The organism is Butyrivibrio sp. AE3009 (assembly GCF_000420845.1).
Taxonomy (GTDB): domain Bacteria; phylum Bacillota; class Clostridia; order Lachnospirales; family Lachnospiraceae; genus Butyrivibrio.
Genome location: NZ_ATVS01000002.1, coordinates 120,939 through 144,712 on the forward strand (window position 1 = coordinate 120,939; position 23,774 = coordinate 144,712).

The 23,774-nt window shown below is 43.7% G+C and carries 20 protein-coding genes and 1 other RNA gene; 18 read left to right on the plus strand and 3 right to left on the minus strand.

Going from position 1 to position 23,774, the window contains the following annotated elements; translation table 11 throughout:
• Window positions 1–22: 22 nt before the first annotated feature.
• Together glyA and G588_RS18795 are read left to right on the plus strand one after the other, a co-directional pair.
• A complete protein-coding gene (gene glyA, locus G588_RS0101825) occupies window positions 23–1,261 on the plus strand; it encodes a serine hydroxymethyltransferase (RefSeq protein WP_022777049.1) in 1,239 nt (412 codons plus the stop codon).
• A gap of 891 nt (window positions 1,262–2,152) precedes the next feature.
• Window positions 2,153–3,433, plus strand: a complete 1,281-nt coding sequence (locus G588_RS18795) for a glycoside hydrolase family 3 N-terminal domain-containing protein (protein ID WP_022777050.1) — start codon at window positions 2,153–2,155, stop codon at window positions 3,431–3,433.
• A 36-nt stretch (window positions 3,434–3,469) separates the two neighbouring features.
• Here the strand turns inward: G588_RS18795 and G588_RS0101835 are convergent, their stop codons facing one another.
• Both G588_RS0101835 and G588_RS18800 read right to left on the minus strand, forming a co-directional pair.
• Entirely contained in the window at window positions 3,470–4,351 is an 882-nt protein-coding gene (locus tag G588_RS0101835) for a YitT family protein (RefSeq protein ID WP_022777051.1), read from the minus strand.
• Window positions 4,352–4,418: 67 nt separating this feature from the next.
• Window positions 4,419–5,195 carry a PHP domain-containing protein gene (locus G588_RS18800; protein ID WP_022777052.1) on the minus strand — a complete coding sequence of 259 codons (777 nt, stop codon included), beginning with the start codon at window positions 5,193–5,195 and terminating at the stop codon, window positions 4,419–4,421.
• A gap of 134 nt (window positions 5,196–5,329) precedes the next feature.
• Between G588_RS18800 and G588_RS0101845 the strand changes: the two genes are divergently transcribed.
• From G588_RS0101845 to G588_RS0101855, 3 genes are all read left to right on the plus strand, one after another.
• Window positions 5,330–6,454, plus strand: coding sequence for an SGNH/GDSL hydrolase family protein (locus G588_RS0101845; protein WP_022777053.1), 1,125 nt, complete (start codon window positions 5,330–5,332; stop codon window positions 6,452–6,454).
• Between the two features lie 34 nt (window positions 6,455–6,488).
• On the plus strand, window positions 6,489–7,853 hold the full coding sequence (locus tag G588_RS18805) for an MATE family efflux transporter (RefSeq protein WP_022777054.1): 1,365 nt from the start codon (window positions 6,489–6,491) through the stop codon (window positions 7,851–7,853).
• Between the two features lie 80 nt (window positions 7,854–7,933).
• The gene (locus G588_RS0101855; protein WP_022777055.1) at window positions 7,934–8,653 is read left to right on the plus strand and encodes a DUF3592 domain-containing protein; all 720 of its coding nucleotides are present in this window, start codon (window positions 7,934–7,936) and stop codon (window positions 8,651–8,653) included.
• Here G588_RS0101855 and G588_RS0101860 read toward each other — a convergent pair.
• Complete coding sequence (locus G588_RS0101860) at window positions 8,629–9,453, minus strand: hypothetical protein (RefSeq protein ID WP_022777056.1); 825 nt, start codon at window positions 9,451–9,453, stop codon at window positions 8,629–8,631. The two genes, G588_RS0101855 and G588_RS0101860, sit on opposite strands and share 25 nt — an antisense overlap.
• Window positions 9,454–9,627: 174 nt before the next feature.
• Here G588_RS0101860 and thrC point away from each other — a divergent pair, with 174 nt between their 5' ends.
• The 13 genes from thrC to G588_RS0101920 all read left to right on the plus strand — a co-directional run bounded on the left by thrC (window position 9,628) and on the right by G588_RS0101920 (window position 23,751).
• Window positions 9,628–11,121: a threonine synthase gene (thrC, locus tag G588_RS0101865; RefSeq protein WP_022777057.1), complete on the plus strand. Its 1,494-nt coding sequence runs from the start codon at window positions 9,628–9,630 to the stop codon at window positions 11,119–11,121.
• A 10-nt stretch (window positions 11,122–11,131) separates the two neighbouring features.
• A complete protein-coding gene (locus G588_RS0101870; protein WP_022777058.1) occupies window positions 11,132–11,500 on the plus strand; it encodes a hypothetical protein in 369 nt (122 codons plus the stop codon).
• A gap of 22 nt (window positions 11,501–11,522) precedes the next feature.
• A complete protein-coding gene (locus G588_RS0101875) occupies window positions 11,523–12,896 on the plus strand; it encodes a citrate/2-methylcitrate synthase (protein WP_022777059.1) in 1,374 nt (457 codons plus the stop codon).
• Window positions 12,897–13,064: 168 nt separating this feature from the next.
• Window positions 13,065–15,371, plus strand: coding sequence for a DUF3160 domain-containing protein (locus G588_RS18810; RefSeq protein ID WP_022777060.1), 2,307 nt, complete (start codon window positions 13,065–13,067; stop codon window positions 15,369–15,371).
• A 95-nt stretch (window positions 15,372–15,466) separates the two neighbouring features.
• Window positions 15,467–16,825 carry a CapA family protein gene (locus tag G588_RS21160; protein WP_022777061.1) on the plus strand — a complete coding sequence of 453 codons (1,359 nt, stop codon included), beginning with the start codon at window positions 15,467–15,469 and terminating at the stop codon, window positions 16,823–16,825.
• Between the two features lie 120 nt (window positions 16,826–16,945).
• Window positions 16,946–17,224: an HU family DNA-binding protein gene (locus tag G588_RS0101890; protein WP_022777062.1), complete on the plus strand. Its 279-nt coding sequence runs from the start codon at window positions 16,946–16,948 to the stop codon at window positions 17,222–17,224.
• A 145-nt stretch (window positions 17,225–17,369) separates the two neighbouring features.
• A complete protein-coding gene (gene deoC, locus G588_RS18820) occupies window positions 17,370–18,029 on the plus strand; it encodes a deoxyribose-phosphate aldolase (protein ID WP_022777063.1) in 660 nt (219 codons plus the stop codon).
• A 24-nt stretch (window positions 18,030–18,053) separates the two neighbouring features.
• Window positions 18,054–19,880 carry an aminopeptidase P family protein gene (locus G588_RS0101900; RefSeq protein WP_022777064.1) on the plus strand — a complete coding sequence of 609 codons (1,827 nt, stop codon included), beginning with the start codon at window positions 18,054–18,056 and terminating at the stop codon, window positions 19,878–19,880.
• A gap of 86 nt (window positions 19,881–19,966) precedes the next feature.
• Window positions 19,967–20,174, plus strand: a non-coding RNA gene (ssrS, locus tag G588_RS21960) — 6S RNA.
• A gap of 58 nt (window positions 20,175–20,232) precedes the next feature.
• Entirely contained in the window at window positions 20,233–21,150 is a 918-nt protein-coding gene (locus tag G588_RS18825) for a YihY/virulence factor BrkB family protein (protein ID WP_022777065.1), read from the plus strand.
• Between the two features lie 19 nt (window positions 21,151–21,169).
• Entirely contained in the window at window positions 21,170–22,312 is a 1,143-nt protein-coding gene (locus G588_RS0101910; RefSeq protein ID WP_022777066.1) for an AI-2E family transporter, read from the plus strand.
• Window positions 22,313–22,371: 59 nt separating this feature from the next.
• Window positions 22,372–22,581, plus strand: a complete 210-nt coding sequence (locus G588_RS0101915) for a hypothetical protein (protein ID WP_022777067.1) — start codon at window positions 22,372–22,374, stop codon at window positions 22,579–22,581.
• A 63-nt stretch (window positions 22,582–22,644) separates the two neighbouring features.
• Window positions 22,645–23,751, plus strand: coding sequence for an endonuclease/exonuclease/phosphatase family protein (locus G588_RS0101920; protein ID WP_022777068.1), 1,107 nt, complete (start codon window positions 22,645–22,647; stop codon window positions 23,749–23,751).
• Window positions 23,752–23,774 lie beyond the last annotated feature (23 nt).

Below are 23,774 nucleotides of genomic sequence, written 5' to 3' on the forward strand. Positions count from 1 at the left end.
CTTTTTCAGGAGGGAATGGAAAATGTATTCAATTGATGAACTTAAAAAAGTGGATCCTGAGATAGCAGCTCTTATCGAAAAGGAAGTTGCACGTCAGAACGATCACATCGAGCTTATCGCTTCAGAGAACTGGACCAGCAAGGCAGTTATGGCCGCAATGGGCAGCCCCCTTACCAACAAGTATGCTGAGGGCCTTCCGGGAAAAAGATATTATGGTGGATGCTATGTGGTAGACGAAGTAGAGAACATAGCAAGAGACAGAGCCAAGAAGCTCTTTAACTGCGATTATGCCAATGTTCAGCCCCATTCCGGAGCTCAGGCCAATCTGGCTGTTCAGTTTGCTCTTCTTCAGCCCGGTGATACCATCATGGGCATGAACCTTAACCAGGGCGGACATCTTACCCACGGCAGCAGTGCCAATATTTCAGGAACCTATTACAAGGTAGTTCCTTACGGTGTAGACGAGAACGGTGTTCTTGACTACGAAGAAATGTACAGACTTGCAGTAGAACACAAGCCCAAGCTTATCATTGCCGGTGCTTCCGCATACTGCAGAACCATTGATTTCAAGAAGTTCAGAGAAGCAGCAGATGCCTGCGGCGCTGTACTTATGGTTGATATGGCTCACATAGCAGGTCTTGTGGCAGCAGGTGTTCATCCGAGCCCATTCCCATATGCTGACGTTGTTACCACAACAACACATAAGACACTCAGAGGACCCAGAGGAGGACTTATCCTTTGGAACCAGGCTGCACAGGATAAATTCAAGTTCAACAAGGCCGTATTCCCCGGAATCCAGGGAGGACCTCTTGAGCATGTTGTTGCAGCCAAGGCTGTATGCTTTAAGGAAGCTCTTTCACCTGAGTTCAAGACCTATGCTGAGAATGTTGTTAAGAATGCCAAGGCCCTTTGCGATGGCCTTATGAAGAGAGATATCAAGATCGTATCAGGAGGCACTGACAATCATCTGATGCTGGTTGACCTTACCAACTACGGTCTTACCGGTAAGGAGGTTGAGGCATGGCTTGACGATGCTCATATCACCGCCAACAAGAACACTATTCCAAACGAGCAGCAGTCTCCCTTCGTTACAAGTGGTATCCGTCTCGGAACACCTGCAGTTACAACCCGTGGCATGAACGAGGAAGACATGGACAAGATCGCTGAGGCTATTGCTATTGTTATCAAGAACAAGGGCGAGAAGAACGACGAAGCCCGCGCTATCATCAAGGAGCTTACAGACAGATATCCCCTTGATTGAAATTGATTTAATATGATCAGATGACAGCAGGGACGGTTTTTATACCAGTGGGGACGGTTCTGTTTGGTAAAGTTTTGTCTGCAAAACTTTACCAAACAGAACCGTCCCCACTGGTATAAAAACCGTCCCATTGTCATCCCCTCAGTCAACTGTCGGCATAGATCATTAAAAATTCTGTAAATATATCATTTGCTATTTTTGGGGGATGTTAAGTGTGTGAAAACAGATTTTGCATTATCACGGCATTTATAACAGCTGAGAATGAATCTGCATAATTGTGTATAATGTATATTCAATTAGAATAATACACAGATTATTTTACAATTATAGCCTAATAATCAAAAAACATTAATTTTATTGCAAAAATGTATTGACAACTTAATGCCGGGTGCTATAATGAGTACATCAAGAGAAAAGAAACACAAATACTTCTCTAGCCAATATGTCGATTTGGGGAGAAAGAAAGGCAGGTATAGTCCAAAGGGATAGTTAATTAAAATATTCAGGGAAAGGATGGTACAGACCACCAGACTACTAAAAAGGTTTTTTAAAAAGATTTAAAGTTTTAAAAGTATTCAAACGAAGTATTAGGAAATAAGATCCAAAAATACAGCATTTCAAGTACATGAGTAGTGGCTAGGACAAACGTAACGGTTTGCAACCACAGCATATGAATGCAAAAGTAAATGGAACGAATTGGCTGAGAAGATCGGAGGACGGTCCATTGGACGGAATAAACAAGGAAATTGAAGATAAGTACTCGGTATGAGGGCAGAAGCAGGTAATATAGATGAAGCTTCTGCCCTAGTTTTTTGTCTTTTTTATCTCAAGATCAGGCCATTTTATGTTAAAATAGAACAGTAGAAATTAGTTTTGTTTGACGGGGATAAAATGGGTAAATTTGAAGATCAGGATTTAGATGAGAAAAGACTTCGCAGGAGACAGAGGAGGAAGAGAAGCCAGCTGATGGCGGCTATTACTCTTGCTGTCTTTTTATTGCTTATAATTTCGGGAGCGGCATTTGGCATACACTATCTTAAGGGGATTCTTAAGGATAAGAAAATCGTGCAGGAGGTACAGGAGGCTGCAGCTGCTGAACAGTCGAGCCAGGAGATAGTTATTGAGACGCCTCAGGAAGAAGAGGAAGTCCCGGAACTGTCTGAGGAGGACCTTCTGGAGGAAATAGTAGATACCTGTATTTCAGAGATGCCGTTGGAGGATAAGGTGGCAGGATTGTTCATCGTAACTCCGGAGCAGATAACAGGTGTTGAGACGGCGGTTAAGGCCGGAAGCGGAACCCAGGATGCTCTTGCGCAATATGCAGTCGGAGGAATATCCTATGCAGCCAAGAATATCAAGTCAGAGGACCAGATAACCGATATGCTTAAGGCTACAGTATCCATGAGTAAATATCCTATTTTTACCATGGCTTCCGAAGAGGGCAATATTCAGTCAGCCATAACCTCCTCCATAGATACTGTTGGAGCGGATGAGATCACTGATGTAGCATCTGCAGAGCAGGCAGGCTCCAAGATCGGAGCTGTTATGTACAAATACGGATTCAATATGAATCTGGCACCGACAGTAGTGTTATCAGAGGACAATCATTTCGGAGCGGACCCCGGTGAAGCCGGAAACCGTATGACATCGTTCATAATAGGACTTAAGAGTCAGGGCATTAACAGCTGTGCCAATTCTTTCCCGGTATCAGCTGATACAGATGAAGAGACCCTTTCTCAACTGACCAAAGAGGATCTTGAGGCAGGGGCATACATACCTTTTAAGAATGCTATTGAAGGGGATAATCTTACGGCAGTGCTCGTTGGCAATGCGGTACTTCCTAACATTGCAACTGATTCATCTCCCGCAAGTCTCTCCGAGACAATGATAAATACAGAGCTTAGAGGGAACCTTGGTTTTAACGGAATCGTTATTTCCGGACCTTTTAATGACAAGGCTATAACAGACAGTTATCCTGCAGACAGAATTGCAGTGCAGGCTTTGAGTGCCGGAGCGGATATGATTTACCTCTGCAGTGATTTTGAAGCAGCCTACAATGGCCTTCTGGAAGCAGTTAAGAGTGGTGAGATATCCGAGAGCAGGATTGATGATTCCCTGAAGCGTATATACAGGATCAAGTACGCTGACAGAGTTGATGAAATAACAAATTGATAGAAAAAGGACGGCCATGGCCGTCCTTTTCTGCTATTAATCTCTGGGCTTCATATAGAAGTTACCCATAATTTCTTCTGTTCTGACTGAATTGATAAATGCATTTCTGTCAATCTCTTTGATCTTGGGAATAAGCTTTCTGGTATCAGAAGCGCTTACTATCGAGTAAACAATCTTTTTATTCTTATGTGCAAAAGAACCTTCGCCGTCAATAAGTGTGGCACCGTGTCCGCAGGTTGCGTAGATGAGAGAACATACTCTGTCGGGCATGTCGGTAATGATAAACAGGGTTCTCTGCTGATAGGTCTTGTACAGTACGTGAAGCGCCTGAGTTGTTACATACTGGAATATCATGGAATAGAGCGCCTTGCCCCAACCAAAGACGATACCTGCAACCGTAAGGATGACGATATTGCCTGCCAGAATATAAGGGAAGGCATCAATTCCTTTTTTCTGTGACAAAAAGATTGATATGAAATCTGTTCCGCCGGAGGTGGCATCCACCTTAAGGCACATGGTAATGGCTATTGCGTTTACAATACCTCCGAACACAGCCACAAGAAGCGGATCATGTGTCACCTGGAAGGATGGGAGAATATCGACGAATACACCGTTGAAGAACACCATTATCATTGAGAACAGGGTGAACTTCTTGCCGATATATCTGTAGCCGATATAGACGGGAATCGCGTTGAGGACAATGTTTATCGGAGTATACAGCAGGTTGATGCCAAAGTACTTGCTGAATATTCGCTGTGTGATGATGGTGATTCCCTGGGCGCCGCCGGGATACAGTCCTCCTGCATTGATGAAAGTGTTGATGTTAAACGCCATGAGAAGAGCTGACAAAAGAACGACCACCAGTCTGAAGAAGTCTTTTTTGAGCGTCGTTTTGATACTTTTTTCTGATGAATCCATATATTACCCCATATTATTAAGTATTAATATAATTTAAGTATACAATAAAGTAGGTTCAATGGACAAATCACAAATTATCGTGATCTATAACCGGCAGAACAGGCGGCTGTGTTACCGTAGTAAGTTCACTTGTAGCTTCAACGGAAATGAATTCTTTTGCCTCGGCTGCATTTCTTTTCTGAACAGGAGTGCCGTCTCCTGCCTTGAAAGCTCTGACAAACTCGGAGATTGAACCAATCTTGTAGGGGAAGCTTGTTCCGCCCATGTCTTTCTGACCCAGAAGATGAATATCAGAGCCGCCTGTCATAAGGAAATCATGCTCTTTGCCAAAACGGTAACCAAGAGCGTTCTGATAATCCGGGTTGGCTGCATTGTAGCATTCTATTCCATCGCATACAGAGGGCATAAGGTGTATTGCGGACAGATAGTCCCTTTCTCTGTAAGGGTGAGCCTGAACCATAATGCCGCCTGCTTCGTGAACCAGGTCTCTTACAAGGCATCTGTCCCTTTCCATGATCTCAGGGTGGGCAAGAAGCCATTCTTTATCTATTCCGTAGAGAAGGTATTCATCCCCCTGGAAGTTATATTCTATTCCAAACATTACGGTAAAGTCGCGGCCTTTGGCTGCTTCAAGGGCATGCTCATAGCCGCTGCAGTACATCTCGACTCTTTCGCTCCAGGGAAGGTCTGCCGGTACGCAGCTGTTGCCGGTAAAAAAGTGATCGGTTACGATTATTCCGCTGTAACCAAGATCTATCATATAGTCTATGTAGTCTTTACCCGGAGTTTTGCCGCATTTGCTGGCTTCCACAGTGTGAAGATGAGTCTCATATACGTAATTCATGTTTTATCCTTTTCCTTTTTTTGATTTTGACCAATGGATATTATAACACAGTAAAAAAGGTTGAATATGCGCTTTTTTTTGAAACGAAAAGCAATATAATAAAATATAATGCTTAAGTCAGAGAGGGAAAAAAGATGGGAGAGTTAAGGTATTTTGCGGTAAATGATATTGAAGACAGAAATATAAATATCTACGGAAGACTTGGCAGGGTAAGACAGCCCTTGCCGCTTCTTTTTAACGGCAGCGCCGTTGAGATCAGGGTTTCTGGCTCCGACTTGTGGATCGAGGTGGAGACGGACAACGACTTCCATGAGCCATGGGTTGCCTATGAGTTGAACGGAGCACTTATGGGGAGACAGATGCTGCTTCCGGGAAAACACAGGATCTGCCTGTTCAGAAACATGGATCCCGCCGGAATTAAGACCGTGAAATTCTACAGAGAGCTTCAGGCTATGAGCGAGGATGAGAAATGCAAGGTTCTGGTTCACGGCTTTGAACTAAACGGAGAATTTCATGAGGTGAGAAAGCTCACAAGAAGACTTGAATTCATCGGAGACAGTATCACCTCCGGAGAGGGGAGCTACGGCGCTGTTACAGATACAGACTGGCTTGCCATGTATATGAGCGCCTCCGTGAACTATGCTGTTATGACGGCCAAAGAGCTTGATGCTGACTACCACATTCTGTCCCAGGGCGGCTGGGGAGTATTCTGCGGTTGGGACAATGATCCAAGGCACAATATTCCCAAGGTATATGAGAAGGTCTGCGGTCTTGTGACAGGGCCTCTTTCTAAGGAACTTGGTATGGATGAGCCCTATGACTTTACATCCTGGCAGCCCGATGCTATAGTTGTAAACTTGGGAACCAATGACATTACTTCTTTTTCACAGCCGCCTCTTGTAAATCCTGAGGATGGCAAGACCTACAAGATGAGAAGAAATGAGGACGGATCCCTTAACAGGGAGGACGAGCTCAAGGTAGAGAATGCAGCGGTGAATTTCCTGAAAATGCTCAGAAAGAACAATCCCAAGGCCCATCTGGCCTGGTGCTATGGCATGCTGGGATGTGATCTGAACCTTACAATCACTGAAGCAATAGCGAAGTACAAGGAAGAAACAGGGGACACCAACGTATCCTTTTTCCAGCTTCCAAACACCACCATGGAGACCTTCGGAGCTCATATGCACCCCGGAAAAAAGTCCCATGAGAATGCCACAGCAGCTCTGACGGCGTATCTCAGGGAGAAACTAAACTGGTAACTAAAACCGGTATTGATATAATTGAGGATTTTTTATGGCCCAGACAGCATCAAAAAAGTTTTCCAGGGACATGACTGAAGGCGTACCCTATAAGCTTATTCTGTCCTTCATGCTTCCCATGATGATGGGAAACATCTTTCAGCAGTTTTATAATATCGTGGATACAATAATCGCAGGAAGATTCATAGACGCCAAGGCACTGGCTGCAGTTGGATCCACCGGCTCAATTACCAATCTGTTCTTTGCACTTGGTAACGGTCTTGCGACAGGAATCGGAATTTTGATATCTCAGAATTTCGGAAGCGGCGATATGAAAAGTGTTAGGAAGGTGATAACCAATGCTTTTGTTATGGTGAGTGTCACAGCGTTGTTTGTGGGATTTCTTGGATTTAGCCTGTCGGGATATGTGCTCAGGAACCTTCTGAAAACTCCTGCGGATATCGTGGATTCCGCCACAGCCTATATGGCCATTACCTGCATAGGTTTCATAGGAACAGCTCTTTACAATACGATTTCCTATATTATGAGAGGTGTGGGAGATTCCAAGACACCTCTGTATTTTCTTATAGTATCCAGCTTTCTCAATGTTTTTATGGACCTTTTGTTTGTAATATATTTCAAGATGGGAGTTGTGGGACTTGCGCTCGCCACAATTACGGCGCAGGCTCTGTCTGCCGCAGGCTCCATTGCATATGCTTTTTGGAGAAATCCTGTCTTTAAGATTGAGAGAAGCGACTGGAAACTGGATCCGGATATTATCCGCAAGTGCTATACCCTTGGAGGTTCAATGGCACTTCAGAGCGGACTTATTGCGCTGTCCTTCGTTATCCTTCAGAGAGTTATCAATTCCTTTGACTCTATTGTTGTTGCGGCTTTTACCACCACCAGCAAGATTGAGAACATTGTCAATATGCAGTTCAAGGCTCTTCAGGATTCGCTGTCTACCTACACCGGTCAGAATATCGGCGCCAAAAAAGGTGACAGAGTCAAACAGGGCTTTAGAAGCGGCATGATAATGATGGTTATATATGCTGCGGTGATGATATCTGTTATGATGCTTTTCAGCGATATGTTCGTGAAAATATTCATTGATGGTTCGGAGACCGAGATCATAAGCTTCGGATCAAAAGCAATGAAGATCCTTTCTATATTCTATCTGCCACTTGGAGCAATCTATGTGGGAAGGGGAATACTCAATGGGGCAGGAGATGCCAAGTTTCCGCTTATCTCAGGAATAGCCGAGATGACGGGAAGAGTAATATTCCCCGCATTTCTGTGTTCGCTTCCTTTTCTCGGAGCCTGGGGACTGTGGGTTGCAACGGGAGTTACCTGGACTATAGTGGGAGTTACAGCCATTGCCAGATATAATATGAAGGATTGGAGAAATGGACTGTTTTAATTTGTGGGATCAAAGCTTTGAAATATAAGCTTATGAAACTAGAATTAAGAAAAAACAGGAATGGAGAAAGTGATTTAAGTATGTTTAATAAAGAGAATTTTGTTGGGACTATTGTTGGATCAGTGTTATTAGCTCTTGGCTTGATTTTCTTTGGTGTCGGAATTTTTATATCCGTTTTTTTCCATAATTTTCAGGCAAACGCTGTTGAGATAACCGGAGTTATATCTGACATAGAGGTTGAAACCAGAACGGTTCATAGAGACGGAAGAAACAGAAAAGAGAAAACTTATTACACCTATGTGGATTATACTTACGAAGGCAGAGCCTATGACCATGTAAGTTACGGTTTTTACACTACCGGAATGGAAGTTGGAGATGAGGTGCAGATTCTTTTGAATCCCGATGATCCTTCCAAGATCATGGCACCCGGTATGAATATCATTGGATATATATTTGGCGGAATAGGTTTCGTATTTGCAATAGCAGGAGCCATCATAGTAAGTATCGTCGTGGCTGCGAAAAAGAAAAAAGAGAGACTGCTGCAAAATGGCTGGATTGTACAGGCCATAATTACAAATATTACCGGAACCGGTAACGCTTTTAGCAGGAGACAGCGACCTATTGTTGTATATGCAAACTATGTAGAGCCATCAAGCGGTGCGGAATACCGTTTTGTCAGCGAAGGATTATATAACGTAACTAATGATGTCAGAGCCAGATTAAATGTGGGCTATCCCGTAAATGTATATGTGGAGCCCGGTAATTTCAGAAATTATTACGTTGATCTGGGTGTCTGCTGAAGTTCATAAATTTTAGTTGAAACCTTAAGTTTAGTGTAAATATCGGCATATTGGGATGGAGAAAGATCTTCCACGTAGTTAAGTTGGAAATTTTTCTTTATCCCATTTTTTTTGAGAATATCAGCGGCTTTATTATAGGCGATGGCTGCCTCGGCTTCTGTGTTGTACTTGCCGATCACATAATTACTCTTGACATGTATTACGCTTTTGTAGCGGATGAAGCCTTTTTCGGCAAATTGCATTACACCTCTGTATCTGTTCAGAATGATGATGTTTTCATATCTAAGGTCTGTACTGTCATCATTTGCAAAGCGGTAATCTCTTCCTTCCACGGCATAGCTCTTGATCCCATAGCGGGCAAGGACGGACAGCTGACTGCCGTAGTCCGCAACAAAAAGATGACGTCCTCTTTTCATGATCTTATGAGAAGAGTAGTAAAACAGATCCTCTATATCGAATTTGTAGACAAGCGTTGGAGACAGATAATAAAAGAAGTATTTCTTTTCAAGATAAATAGGATTGGAGATGTACATGCCCTTATCCCTGAAATTAATAAGGCACACGCACTTATCAAAGGGAAGGTACATATTGGAGTTGTATGAAGAAACAACAAAGTCAGGGTCCGATAATATGTGACGGGCTTCTTTGTAAACAACGGCAGCAGTGTTCGCATCGGAAAAAGACCCCAGGGAAATATGCTTTCCGCCGTGGGTGATGGAGGCTCTGAAGGAGGGAGTACCGTCCTTCAGGGCAGTTTCGTAGACGCCGATATTGCGGATCTTACTTATCTTTTCTGCCATCTTTACAAACCTTTTGTTTAGTGCTTTAATAATTCAAAGTATTAAAATGAATGGTAGATATTTTCGTGGGTATTATGGTATACTGATTACTCAAAGGGTAAAATCTTACCTTGAAAAATCTATAATTATCACTATATCAATTAATATTTTACCAATAAATGAGGAGTGAAAGCAATGGCAAAGGAAGTTTTGTACAGCAGTACCAGAGGAGCAAAAGGACAGATCAAGGCGTCTGAGGCGATTCTCAGAGGTTTGGCACCGGACGGAGGATTATATGTTCCGGATCATATACCCACCCTTGAGAAGTCATTGAGAGAATTAGCACAGCTTGATTATCAGGGCACAGCCTATGAGGTTATGAAGCTTCTTTTGACGGATTATACTGAGGAGGAACTCAAATACTGTATCTCACACGCGTATGATTCCAAGTTTGACACAGAGGAGATCGCACCCTTGTCAGAGGCAGGTGGAGCATATTACCTGGAGCTCTATCACGGAGCAACCATTGCCTTTAAGGATATGGCTCTTTCAATTCTTCCATATCTAATGACAACAGCTGCCAAGAAGAATAACGCCAAGAATGAGATCGTTATTCTTACAGCTACATCCGGAGATACAGGTAAGGCTGCACTTGCAGGTTTTGCAGATGTTCCCGGCACAAGGATCATTGTTTTTTATCCCAAGCACGGCGTAAGCCCCATACAGGAACAGCAGATGGTTACACAGAAGGGTGATAACACCTGTGTTATCGGTATCGAAGGAAACTTTGACGATGCCCAGACAGGCGTTAAAAAGCTCTTTACAGATCCTGAGCTTGCCAAGGTTATGGATGAGAAGGGCTTCCAGTTCTCTTCAGCCAACTCCATAAACATCGGAAGACTGGTTCCTCAGATCGTTTATTATGTTTATTCTTACTGCAAGCTCCTCAAGGAGGGCAGAATCGCCGACGGCGACAGCATCAATGTAGTTGTTCCCACAGGTAACTTTGGAAACATTCTTGCGGCTTATTATGCCAAGAACATGGGTGTGCCTATTGCAAAGCTTATCTGTGCATCCAATTCCAACAAGGTTCTCTTTGACTTCTTCATGTCAGGAGCCTATGACAGAAACCGTGAGTTTGTGCTTACTTCATCGCCTTCAATGGATATTCTTATCTCTTCAAATCTTGAGAGACTTATCTATCACATTGCAGGAGATGATTCAGCAGCAGATGCAGCTTACATGAAGGACCTTTCCGAGAACGGCAAGTATGTTATCACAGATGAGATGAGAAGTAAGCTCACAGATTTCTATGGTAACTTCGCTTCAGAGGAAGAGACTTTTGCCACCATCAAGAAGCTTTTTGAGGATGCAGGATATCTCATCGATACACATACAGCGGTTGCAAGTGCTGTTTACGACAAGTATGTTAAGGACACCGCAGATAAGACCGTAACAGTTATTGCTTCCACAGCAAGCCCATATAAGTTCACAAGAAGCGTTATGAATGCCCTTGGCAAGGGCGATGAGAGCAAGGATGACTTTGCTCTGGCAGATGAGCTAAGTGCTGTTTCAGGAATTGCTATACCCGAGGCAGTTGAATCCATCAGAACCGCTGAGATAAGACACAAGACGGTTGTGGAAAAGAGCGAGATGGAGAGCGCAGTTAAGAACTTTCTTGGAATCTAAAGGATGATTTATGGATACATACAGCAATATTTTTGACATAGCCATCGTTCTGGGCGGTATTTACATGATTTATGCTGCTCAGATGATGAAACTTAATGATATAATAAAAGTAGGCGTTATTTTGCCACCTACAGTGAATGTACACACTCTTACCGACAGAGAGGCTTTCAAGAAATATGCTTACCCAAGGCATCTGGCAGAGGGGATGATCTTGGTGCTTCTGGGAATGGTCGGCATAGGACTGGATCTATACGGATACGGCATTTATCATGCCATTATCTATGCGGTGGTCCTTGTGGTGTGGATAGTATTCTATCTTTCGGTTGAGAGGGGAAAGAGAAGATTTTACAGTCAGAATAACAAGAAACAGAAGAAATGAATATTCCCGACAGGAGGTGCGTATGGATTTAGGTAAAGGATATTACTCGGAAAACACACCGGAGATTGTTGAGCTTTCTAACCTTTCGAGAGAAGCAAATCTTATTGAGAATGAACTTTTTTTGAAGTATGACGTAAAAAGAGGACTTCGAGACCTTAACGGTAAGGGAGTCCTTACGGGGCTGACTCGTATATCCGAGATTGTAGCCAAGAAAGTGGTTGACGGCGTGGAGGTTCCCGCCGACGGAGAGATCTTTTTCAGAGGCTACGATGTTCATAAGCTTATTGACAATGCAGTTGCAGAGAACAGATTTGCATTTGAAGAGTGTGCTTATCTGCTTCTTTTTGATAAGCTTCCCACAGGTAAGGAACTGTTTGAATTTGAGAAGCTTCTTGGTATCTACAAGAGTCTTCCTCCCAGCTTTGTACGCGATGTTATCATGAAGGCACCCAGCAGGGATATGATGAATACCCTGGCAAGAAGTGTCCTTACACTGTATTCCTATGATGACTATGCAGATGACGTTTCACTTCCAAATGTGCTGCGTCAGTCACTGCAACTTATCAGTATGTTCCCGCTGCTTGCTATCTATGGATATCATGCTTACAACCATTATCATGAGGGCAATTCTCTGTTTATCCACCCTCCGAGAGAGGAACTGGGAACAGCAGAGACAATTCTGTACCTCTTAAGGCCTGACAGCAAATATACGGAGCTTGAAGCCAAGCTTCTTGATATCTGCCTTGTGCTTCATATGGAACACGGCGGCGGTAACAATTCATCCTTCACAACCCATGTAGTTAGCTCCAGTATGACGGATACCTATTCCGTTATCGCAGCGGCAATAGGGTCTCTTAAGGGACCACGCCACGGCGGTGCCAATATTAAGGTTGTTCATATGTTTGATGACATTGAAGCTAATGTCAAAGACTGGAAGGATGAGGATGAGGTTACAGCATACCTTGATAAGATCCTTAATAAGGAGGCTTTTGACAAGGCTGGACTTATCTATGGAATAGGACATGCCATTTATTCCAAGTCAGATCCAAGAGCAATGATCCTTAAGAGCTTCGTCGAGAAGCTGGCAGTGGAGAAGGGCAGGGAAGACGAGCTTGCACTCTATGAGATGGTAGAGCGCCTTGCTCCCAAGATCATCAGCGGCGAGCGCACCATGTACAAGGGCGTAAGTGCCAACGTGGACTTCTATTCAGGTTTCGTTTACAGAATGTTGGATCTCCCTGAAGAGCTGTATCCCACCATATTTGCCATGGCACGTATTGTTGGCTGGAGCGCCCACAGAATGGAGGAACTGGCCAATAACGGCAAGATCATTCGTCCTGCGTATATGGCTATTGAGCCCCGCAAAGAGTATAAGCCGATGAAGGACAGACAATAATTTAATATGACTACGAAGGATGCTGTCTTTTTGCAGGGCGGCATTCTTTTTTGTTGCACAAGGCCGGCAGGCGAATTCGTTTTGCGCTTCTTATCTGTAATATATATATAAGGACATGTGTTATAATGGATAAAGTCTAAGTTTTAAGACATTCAGAGGAGGACAAAAATGACAAAAAGAATGTTGGCAGTTTTACTGGCAGCTTCCATGACACTGGGTGGCTGCTCAGCTTTAGGCAATCAGGAAGTACCGATAGAGGATGGCGCTGTGGAGGCTTCAAAGTCCAATGATGAGTTATCGCAGGCATCCACTGACCAGACAACCGACCGGGCTACTGATGCAACATCAGAAGATGTATCAGATCAGGCAGATAACATTACGATGGATACCACCGCGCATGGTGTATATGCGGTAGGAACATCATTTTTGGGAGACAGCGAAGAAATCTATTATGATAAGAACCTTGTGCCCTCTGTGGAACCAATGACCATCGCAGATGACTTTTCAAACGTTTATGTTGCAGAGCGCTTTGATTATTTGCTGGATCCCAGTAATGAAAGTCAGTATAACCATGTAAAGGACCGCATGAATGCACTTAAGAACAACGGATTTTATGTATCTAAAAGTGGCGATGAGGAATTCTTTGATATCTATGAGTACAACAGATATTGCATGTTCCCAAATTTTGTCACTGTAGATTCGCTTTTACATACTTATCACCTTTACTTTGCGCATCTTCTTGAAAAAACCGAAGAGAACTATCTGACTTCGAAGCTTACTTCTCTTACGGATGCCATGACAGCAGAGGCAGAGAGCGCTTATTCGGAACTTAAGGGCACTGAGTGGGAAAGTGCAGCCTTTAGAAATCTTATCTTTTTCTACACCGCAGAGCTTATTCAGAATGATGGAAATGCCACAAGCCTAATGGATAAAGAGGCTCTTGATACAGCAAAAGGAGAGTACGACAAGATAATGGCTGCGGGCAATATTGAGAAATGTCCGTTGACAGATGAGTATGAGGACTACACTCAGTACAAGCCCAGAGGTAACTATACTAAGAGCCCCGAGCTTGAAAAGTATTTCCGCACAATGATGTGGTACGGAAGGATCGGCTTCGTTCTTAAGGATGAAGATCAGGTAAGAAGCAGTATCCTGATAAGTGCGGCTATTTCCGGGAATGAGAGCTCTTGGAGTGAAATTTTTGACATCACTTCATTTTTTGCCGGTGCATCTGATGATCCGGGATATGCTCAGATGAAGGAGATATTAGTCAAGGCTTATGGCAAGATCCCGGAGATCTCTGATATGAAGGATAATTCTTCAGCTTTTGATACGGTTTTGGCAGAGCGTTTAAATCTTGGTGTTCCCCAGATCAATTCGGTTCCCGTAGATGAGGGAGATAACCCGGTTATTCCAACCTTCAGATTTATGGGACAGCGCTTTACCATTGACGCTGCGATCTTCCAGAGACTCATGTACAAAGAAGTTGAGGAAAATGCAAACGGTGAGAGAAGAAGTCTTCCGGATACTCTTGATGTTCCCGCAGCCCTTGGATCACAGAAGGCCTACGAGATCCTGAAGGAGGAAGGTTCCACCGATTATCCCAATTATGATGAGCAGCTTGCCAAGGCAAAGGCTATGTTTAACAACGATGATCCTGTTCTTTGGAATTCAAGTCTCTATGCGGGATGGCTGAACATCTTAAGACCTCTTTTGGAGGAAAAGAAGGAGGGGTATCCTTCCTATATGCAGTCTGATGAATGGACCAGGAAGAATCTTGAAACCTTTGCAGGTTCCTATGCCGAGCTTAAGCATGATACCATTCTTTATGCCAAGCAGGCCTATGCCGCAGAGATGGGCGATGGCTGGGAGGATGAGCCTGATGACAGAGGATATGTGGATCCTCAGCCCGTTGTTTACAGCAGATTCGTATTCCTTTCCGAGAAGACAAAAGAGGGACTTTCAGCAAGAGGAATGCTTGCTGCTGAAGATGCCGAGAACCTTGATAAGCTTACAGAGATAGGAAAAACTCTGCTTACCATTTCCGAAAAAGAGCTGACGAATAAAGAACGCACCGACGGTGAATATGAATTTATCCGTGAGTATGGCGGTTATCTTGAGCATATCTGGTACGATGTAAACAAAGACAGCATTGATGATCTTTTTGAGAGCAACCAGGCTCCCTGTCCGGTAGTTGCTGACATTGCTACAGATCCCAAGGGCACTGTATTGGAGATCGGCTCCGGAAAAGCTGACAATATCTATGTGGCATTTCCCATGGATGGCAAGCTCCATATCGGAAGCGGAAGCGTATACAGCTTCTATCAGTTTGAAACCCCGATAAGTGACCGTCTCACCGACGAAGAATTCAGGGAAAGACTGGACGGCGGCCATATGGATGACAACTGGAACTGGGTTAAATCAGAGCCTGCTCCCGACAGGGCAAAATGGACACTGAGCTATCGTGTGGATTAAAAATGCATAAAAATAAATTTCTAAAAAATCAATATTTTTGGCTACTGCTGCTTTTTACGGCGGCAGTAGTTTTTTGCATCACGATTTTCCTGCGTTTGGGAAAAGGGATACCCCTTCATGTCAAGTGGAATGAGACAAAAAGGTATACCGGGAGCGGAATTGCCGGAATACTGAAGGATAAAAAGCTTGTTGTGACGCTTCCGGGAGGCGAAAAGCTATGGGAATCGGGAAAAGAATACAAGATACAGGATTTTCTTTTTTCCGACCTTGACGGAAACGGGCAGACGGAGATATTACTTCTTCTCTGGAAGAAGGGGATATACGGAAAAGCAAGGCCTTTCTGGATTACGGATAATGAGGATGACAGGTATTCACAGCATATTTTTATCTATGAGATTTCCGAAGATAACGAGGTGAGACAGAAGTGGTGCGCTTCTTACATAGGCGAAGAAATGACCAGGATGAAGCTCATGGAGCAGAATGACAAGATCCTTCTTACCGAGCGGATTTCCGGTAACAGCACCCTCTGGATATGGAATTCATTTGGAATCAAGAGCATCAAAAATGATGTGAAACTTGTTGCTTTTGGAGACAATCTGATCCACAAGGAAATATATGAATATGCCAATATGAAACATGGCGGAAACTATGATTTTTTGTATGAGCCTTTTGTTTCGGAAATTCAGAGCGCCGACATAGCGACAATACAGTTGGAATCCATACTTGTGAATAATGAGGAGGCTGTTGGAGGTTATCCTTCTTTCGGATCTCCCATGGCAGTTGGGCAGGCAATTGCAGGTGCCGGCTTTGATGTGGCTGTATGCGGCTCCAATCATGCGCTGGACAGAGGAATTACCGGCATTGACGATACTGTTTCTTTTTTTGAAAAAGAGAATATTCTTACTCCGGGGGTTCAAAAGAGCAGCGATACTGAGTATAAGCCCTATGTGATAAAGGCATGCAACGGCATGAAAATCGCACTTTTTTCCTACACCTACGGAACCAACGGGTATGATGCGAAGGATGAATATCCATACATTGTACACTATCTTCCGAGCAGCCAAAAGGAGAGAGCCAAGGTGCTGGAAGATATGGAAACAGCCGGAAAAGAAGCTGATATTCTCGTGGTTTTTGCCCACTGGGGTGAGGAGTACCAGGCGGAAGTGTCCAAGCAGCAGGAAGAGCTGGCAGAGCTTTTTGCAGAGGGCGGAGCAGACATTGTTATCGGAACTCATCCTCATGTGACCCAGAAAGTAGAAGAAAAAAATAGGCCTGACGGTAAAAAAATGCTAATTTTTTACTCTTTAGGGAACTTCAGAGCCTATCAGGGACTGCATGATAATACAAAAACAGGCCTTGAAGCCATAATTTACCTTGAACACAGCTATGACGGCGTAAGGGTGAAAAGCTACGAAACAAGGGATGTTGAGGCTTTTGTTAAGCGTTCGGAATAATGTGAATAAAAATGCGTTTGACAAGGTACACATTCTGTACTACGCTAGTAGAGTAGTTTGTGACTTGCGGGGGACTTGCAAGTACACATGCAATCACAAGTATGAGAAGGGAGAATCAGAATGAACAAGACAGAATTAGTTGAAGCAATCGCAAAAGAGACTGGCCTTACAAAGGCTGCATCAGAGAAGTCTGTAAAGGCTTTCGTTGACGTAGTTACTAAGGAACTTAAGAAGAAGGGCAAAGTTCAGCTCGTTGGCTTCGGTACATTTGAGACCGCTAAGAGAGCAGCTAGAACAGGTAAGAACCCTCAGACAGGCGCTGCAATCAAGATCCCTGCAGCTACAGTTCCTAAGTTCAAGGCTGGTAAGGCTCTTAAGGACGCTGTAAATAAAAAGTAATTCATGACTTTCAAGGCCGCAGCCATTGTGCTGTGGCCTTTTTTCGTGCCCTTCTTTGCAAAGTTGCGCGACTATGCTTATGGGGATATAATGGTCTATGCATAAGAAACGATAGTTTTTTAACTATATGAGAAAGGATAGAGCTATGGAAGAGAAAGATATTTTGAAACTCATTGATCACACACAGCTTCAGGCTGATGCTAAATGGGAGGATATCGTAAGCCTTTGCGATGAGGCTGTTAAGTACGGCACAGCTACTGTCTGCATTCCTCCCACATATCTTAAGAGAACACATGACAAATACGGCGATGCACTCAAGCTTTGCACGGTAATCGGATTCCCTCTTGGTTACAGCTGCTGCGCATCCAAGGTTGTTGAGGCACAGGAGGCCATCAAGGACGGTGCATCAGAGATTGATACCGTAGTTAATATCAGCGATGTTAAGAACGGCAGATTTGATGAGGTTAAGAAGGAACTTGAGGCAATCCGCAAGGCTTGCGGCGACAAGCTTCTTAAGGTTATCATCGAGACCTGCTACCTCACAGAGGAAGAGAAGATCGAGCTCTGCAAGATCGTAACAGAGGTTAAGGCTGATTACATCAAGACTTCTACAGGCTTTGGATCTGCAGGTGCCACACTCGCAGATATCGAGCTTTTCAAGAAGCACATCGGCCCTGATGTTAAAATCAAGGCTGCCGGTGGAATCAGAACCATCGAGGATGCCAAGGCATATGCTGAGGCAGGCTGCAGCAGAATCGGTTCATCCAAGGTTGCTCCTCTTATCGCAGCAAAATATAATCTTTAATTGAGCTGGGAGTGTAAAATTTACATGTCTTACGAAAATACAGTTATAAAAGAAAGGCTTAAAAACCTGCGTGCCAAAATGCAGGAAAACGGCATAGATTATTACATGATGCCTACCTCAGACTTCCACAACTCAGAGTATTCCGCAGACTTTTTTAAGGTAAGAGAGTACTTCTGCGGTTTTGACGGCTCCAACGGAACCCTTGTTGTGAGTAAAGACCATGCCGGTATGTGGACTGACGGAAGATACTTCATCCAGGCTGAGAACCAGATGAAGGGTACAGGGGTAGAGCTTTTTAAGATGATGAATCCCGGCGTTCCCACAATAGAGGAATTCCTGGAGAAGAATATGAAGGACGGCGAGAGCCTCGGTTTCGACGGAAGGGTCATTTCCACCAGTATCGGTGAGAAGCTGGAGAAAAAGCTGTCTCATAAGAACGTTACCTTTAAGATTGAAAAGGATCTTGCGGAAGAAGTATGGACAGACAGGCCGGAACTTCCCTGCCACGATATGTATGTTCTTTCTGACGAACTCTGCGGTAAGAGCTTTGCCGAGAAACTTGCGGATCTTAGGAAGGCTATGAGTGAATATGGCACAACTTCACATCTTCTCAGCAAGCTGGATGACATCATGTGGCTTACAAACTTAAGAGGAAATGATGTGGAGTGCAATCCGGTTGCTCTTTCCTATGCCTATGTGACAGATTCCGAATTTGTTTTGTTTGTTCAGGCAAAAGAGGTTACACCTGAAGTTAAGGCATACTGTGACAGAGTGGGTATCGTGCTTAAGGACTATCATGAGCTCACTGCTTTTCTTACAGATATTAAGTTCTTCGGGGATGTTCTATATGACAAGAGAAATACCAATTTCCTTACGTACAAGACTCTTGTGAATAAGGCCAAAGAAGCCGGAGTTGAGCTTAAGAACCAGAAGAACCCCACCGAGCTGATGAAGGCAATCAAGAACGAGACTGAGCTTAAGAATATCCGTGAGGTATATCTTAAGGACAGCGCCAAGCTCACTGAGTTCATTTATTGGGTCAAGAAAAATGTGGGCAAGATTCCCATGACCGAATATTCAGCTGCAATGAAGCTGGATGGCATGAGAGCGGAGATTCCCGGATTTATTGAACTGTCATTTCCTACCATCAGTGCTTACAATGCAAATGCCGCTATGGCGCATTATGAGGCTACTGAGGATAACTGTGCGGAGGTTAAGGCAGAGGGAATGCTTCTTGTTGACTCAGGAGCTACCTACACAGGCGGCACAACTGATGTGACAAGAACAATTGTTGTCGGTGAGATTTCCGGGGAGATCAAGAAACATTACACAGCTACAGTTGCAGGTATGCTGCAGCTTGCTGGGGCCAGATTCATGGAGGGCTGCACCGGAAGAAACGTTGATATTTTTGCCAGACAGCCTCTGTGGGATATGGATATAGACTACAACCATGGAACAGGTCACGGAATCGGCTATATGCTCAATGTCCATGAGGGACCTCAGAACATCAGATGGAGATTTGCTCCCGGAATGGAGGAAGCTCTTTTACAGCCCGGAATGATCGTATCCGATGAGCCCGGTGTATACATTGAGGGAAGTCATGGAATCCGTATCGAGAACATCGTTGAAGTCGTTAAAAGAAACGAGAATGAGTACGGCAAATTCTACGGCTTTGATCATCTGACCTATGTGCCCATCGATCTTGAGGCCATAGATACAGCTTATATGAAGCCTGAGAATGTGAAGGCCCTCAATGATTATCATGCACGTGTGTATGAGAAGCTCCTTCCTCTTATCGAGGATCAGGAGGTCAGAGAATGGCTTAAGGAGGCCACCAGACCCATAAATTAAATTGCTATTAAAATAGTGTTAAATTGCGGGTAGAGCCTTGAAAAAAGCCACGTCTTGGATATAATAGAGTTAGAAACTACTTAGTAGTTTTCCTGGGATGTCCGACACCTCCTGTGTAATTTGAACCTACATTACTTTAAACGGGACTCCTACATCATCAATATAAATGTCACGCCTTCGGCCCTGCGCATGCGCAGACCAGCTATGGGAGAGGAAGACAGGCATATTGGTTGCGGTAACCCACCTGGCGTTAGCTAGGAGTCAAATAACAGGAACCGGCACTCTGGGACCAAATTGGAAATAAAAGCAGTCATCTCTGGTGGCTGCTTTTTCCATGTAAGGGGTTAGTTTTATGAATGTTAAGGCAGTACTGATCGCAATGTCCAAGGACTTTGCTGTTAGAATGCAAAAAAAGAATATTGCTGCCTATGCCGGTAGTACGGCATTTTTTCTAATACTCTCATTGATACCTCTTCTTGTGACACTTTCGTCTGTACTTCCCTATACAACGGTTACCGAGACCGATCTGGTAGAGGCGGTTGTTGATATTGCACCGGATTTTGCGGATGATATAATGACCAAGCTTATAAGTGAAGCCTATGAGAAATCCGTGGCAATCTTTTCCATATCAGCCATTGTTACTCTGTGGGCGGGAGCATTGGGAATGCTTGCTCTTATAAGGGGACTCAATGTGATATATGATGTTGATGAGAGAAGAAATTATTTTTATCTCAGGTTCATTGCAACGCTGTATACCATAGCAATGATCATTACGGTTCTGCTGATGCTTATGCTGATGGTCTTTGGTAAACTCATAAAAAGCATTATACTAAAAGCATATCCTGCGCTATCCAAGCCAGTAGTTTTTATGGTGAATTTTAAATTTATTCTGGTCATCGCTATCGCTACGCTGGCCTTTGCGTTAATATATACTTATATACCAAGTGCTAAGATGAAATTTATATATCAGCTGCCGGGAGCAGTATTTTCAGCGATTGTATGGTATGTGTTTTCGTGGCTGTTCTCTGTATATGTCAACAACACGGACAGCTATTCGATATACGGAAGCCTGGCAACTCCGGCAATTATGATGTTCTGGCTTTATACATGCATTTATATTTTCCTCATAGGCGCCTTTATTAACCGCTTTTTCCATCCGGGAGTGAAGGCACTCTATGATGATCATCACAGAAACAGAGTGAGAAAAAACGTTAAGAAAAAGAGCATGAAACGGGCAAAAAAGCGCAGACGTTACAACGATTTTGGATGATAAGGAGGATGGTAGCTTAATGAAACTAAACGACAAATGGCTTAAGAAAAGATGGGTCGCCAATACCTTTGCACTGTGCGCTGCAGTGGCTTTTTATATGATAATCACGCACTTTTCCGATATTTTTGGAGGAGTCGGATCGTTTTTTAGTTTTCTGAAGCCCATAATAACTGCGGTTGTTATTGCTTATATTTTCAATCCTGTATCCAATCTGTTTCGGGATTATGTGTTTAAGAAATTAAAGAACAGAAAGACAGCCTGGAAGTTGTCCGTTGCCTTCACCATTATCGTCATCATATTGGCGGTGACTTTGCTGTTCGTGGCTCTTATACCGCAGCTGGCAGATTCCGTTATGACACTTGCGAACAATATGGGCGGCTATGTGGAAACAATGCAGTCTATTCTTGAGGGATTCCAGAAGGGCAACCAGAGTTTCTTTGGAGTTGATCTGACAGGCCTTGCGACTTTCAGTGAAAAGCTCCTGACGACTGTTACAGACTATTTTTCACACAATATGTCAAACGTGGTTAATACATCTGCCAATATCGGTAAGAGTGTATTTGATTTGGTTATATCCTTCATTCTTGCCATTTATCTGCTACTTGATAAGGAGAGGATAATAAACGGTGTCTCAAGGCTTTTTGCACTTCTTATGAAGGATGATACCTACAAAAATTCGTGCCTTCTTCTGGACAGATGTAATGCCATTCTTATCAGATATATCAGCTTTGATATAGTTGATGGAATAATCGTGGGCATCATCAACCTGATATTCATGCTCATTGCAGGACTTCCGTATTCGGTGGTAATTTCCTTTATTGTTGGTATCACCAATCTGGCGCCTACCTTCGGTCCCATTGTGGGAGCTGTCATCGGAGCCTTTATTCTGGTTCTGGTCAAGCCCTGGTATGCACTGGCTTTTATCATCTTTACGATCGTACTTCAGACAATTGACGGCTATATCTTAAAGCCCAGGCTTTTCGGAGAGAGCCTTGGAGTATCGCCTCTTATGATCCTGATTTCCATAATTTTGGGCGGAAGACTGTTCGGAGTCATCGGAATCCTGCTGGCTATTCCTTTTGCAGCTATTTTTGATTTTGTCTGGAAGGATTATATATTAAAAAAACTTGAGTTACGCAAAGCAAAGAAGTACAATATATAGTATGATAAGTTTTATGATATAGAGTATCATGGTCAGCTAATTACGGAGGTAATTATTCTATGACAGATTTTGTGGTAACAGCAATTGATTTTGCCAAGGAGAAGATAGACAAGGTTATGGATATCTGGGAGGGCTTTGACGAAGACAAGAAGAAGCTCTTCGTAGGTTGCGCCGTTGCTGCAGTAAGCGTTATTGTGATCGCTGCCATTGCCTATGGCATTGGCAAGAATGCGGGAAGAAGAATCGCTTTCGAGGAAGAAGATTTTTAATAAGGATTACTATGGGCATCTGCAATACTGCGGATGCCTTTTTTAAACATTTTCGAGGGGCATATGGAGATAACAGTTAAAAAGATTCTGAAGATCGTATTACAGATACTTCTTTTACTGCTTATAGTTGCCGGCATGCTGGGCGCATATCTGACGGTGGATGAATACAAACCGGCAGATATTGAACAACTGACTCTTTCCGGTGATAAGGGAGATAAGGTTGTTCTCGGCAAAGAGTATACTATTGAGACCTGGAACGTGGGATACGGTGCCCTTGGTGACAATGCCGACTTCTTCATGGATGGCGGTAAGATGGTCAATACCGCGACTAAGGACAGGGTATATTATAACCTTAATGGTATCCTTAATCAGATAACTACAGAGGCTCCGGACTTTCTGTTCCTTCAGGAACTGGACAGAAATTCCACCAGGGCTCATTATGTGGACGAGCTGCATTATCTGGCAGATAACAGTACCGGAGGCGTTCTCTCGGGACAGAATGCTTATGCCACCAATTTCAGAGTGGCATTTCTTCCATATCCCATTCCGCCTATAGGCAAGGTTGAATGCGGGCTTGGGCTTTTTTCTACCTGTCATATTGATGATGCCAAGAGATACAAGCTTCCTACCACCTTCAAATGGCCGGTCAGCGCCATCAATCTCAAAAGGTGCCTGATGATTGCCAGATGTCCAATTGACGGAAATGATAAGGAACTGGTATTTATCAATTTTCACCTTGAAGCTTATGATGACGGCTCGGGCAAGATTGCCCAGACCAAGATGCTCAAGGAGCTCTTGATACAGGAAGTTGAGGCCGGTAATTATGTTATTGCAGGCGGAGACTTTAACCAGGTATTTACAACCGTGGATACTTCCGATTACCCGCAGCTGGAGGGACTGTGGGTTCCGGGTGTCATAGATGCAACGGAATTCGAGGAGTATGCATCTTTTTATACAGGAGATAACGCGCCTAGTTGCAGATCGCTTGACAGAGCACTTACAACTGCACAGAGCAGAGATCCCAAAGATTTTCAGTATTATGTGATTGATGGATTTCTGGTTTCTCCCAATATCAGCGTGAATGAAATAACGACAAGGGATATAGGATTCGAGTTCGCGGATCACAACCCTGTTGTGATGAAATTCGAGCTTACAGGCGGGGACAATTGATTAGTGACATGGCACGTTTTTTC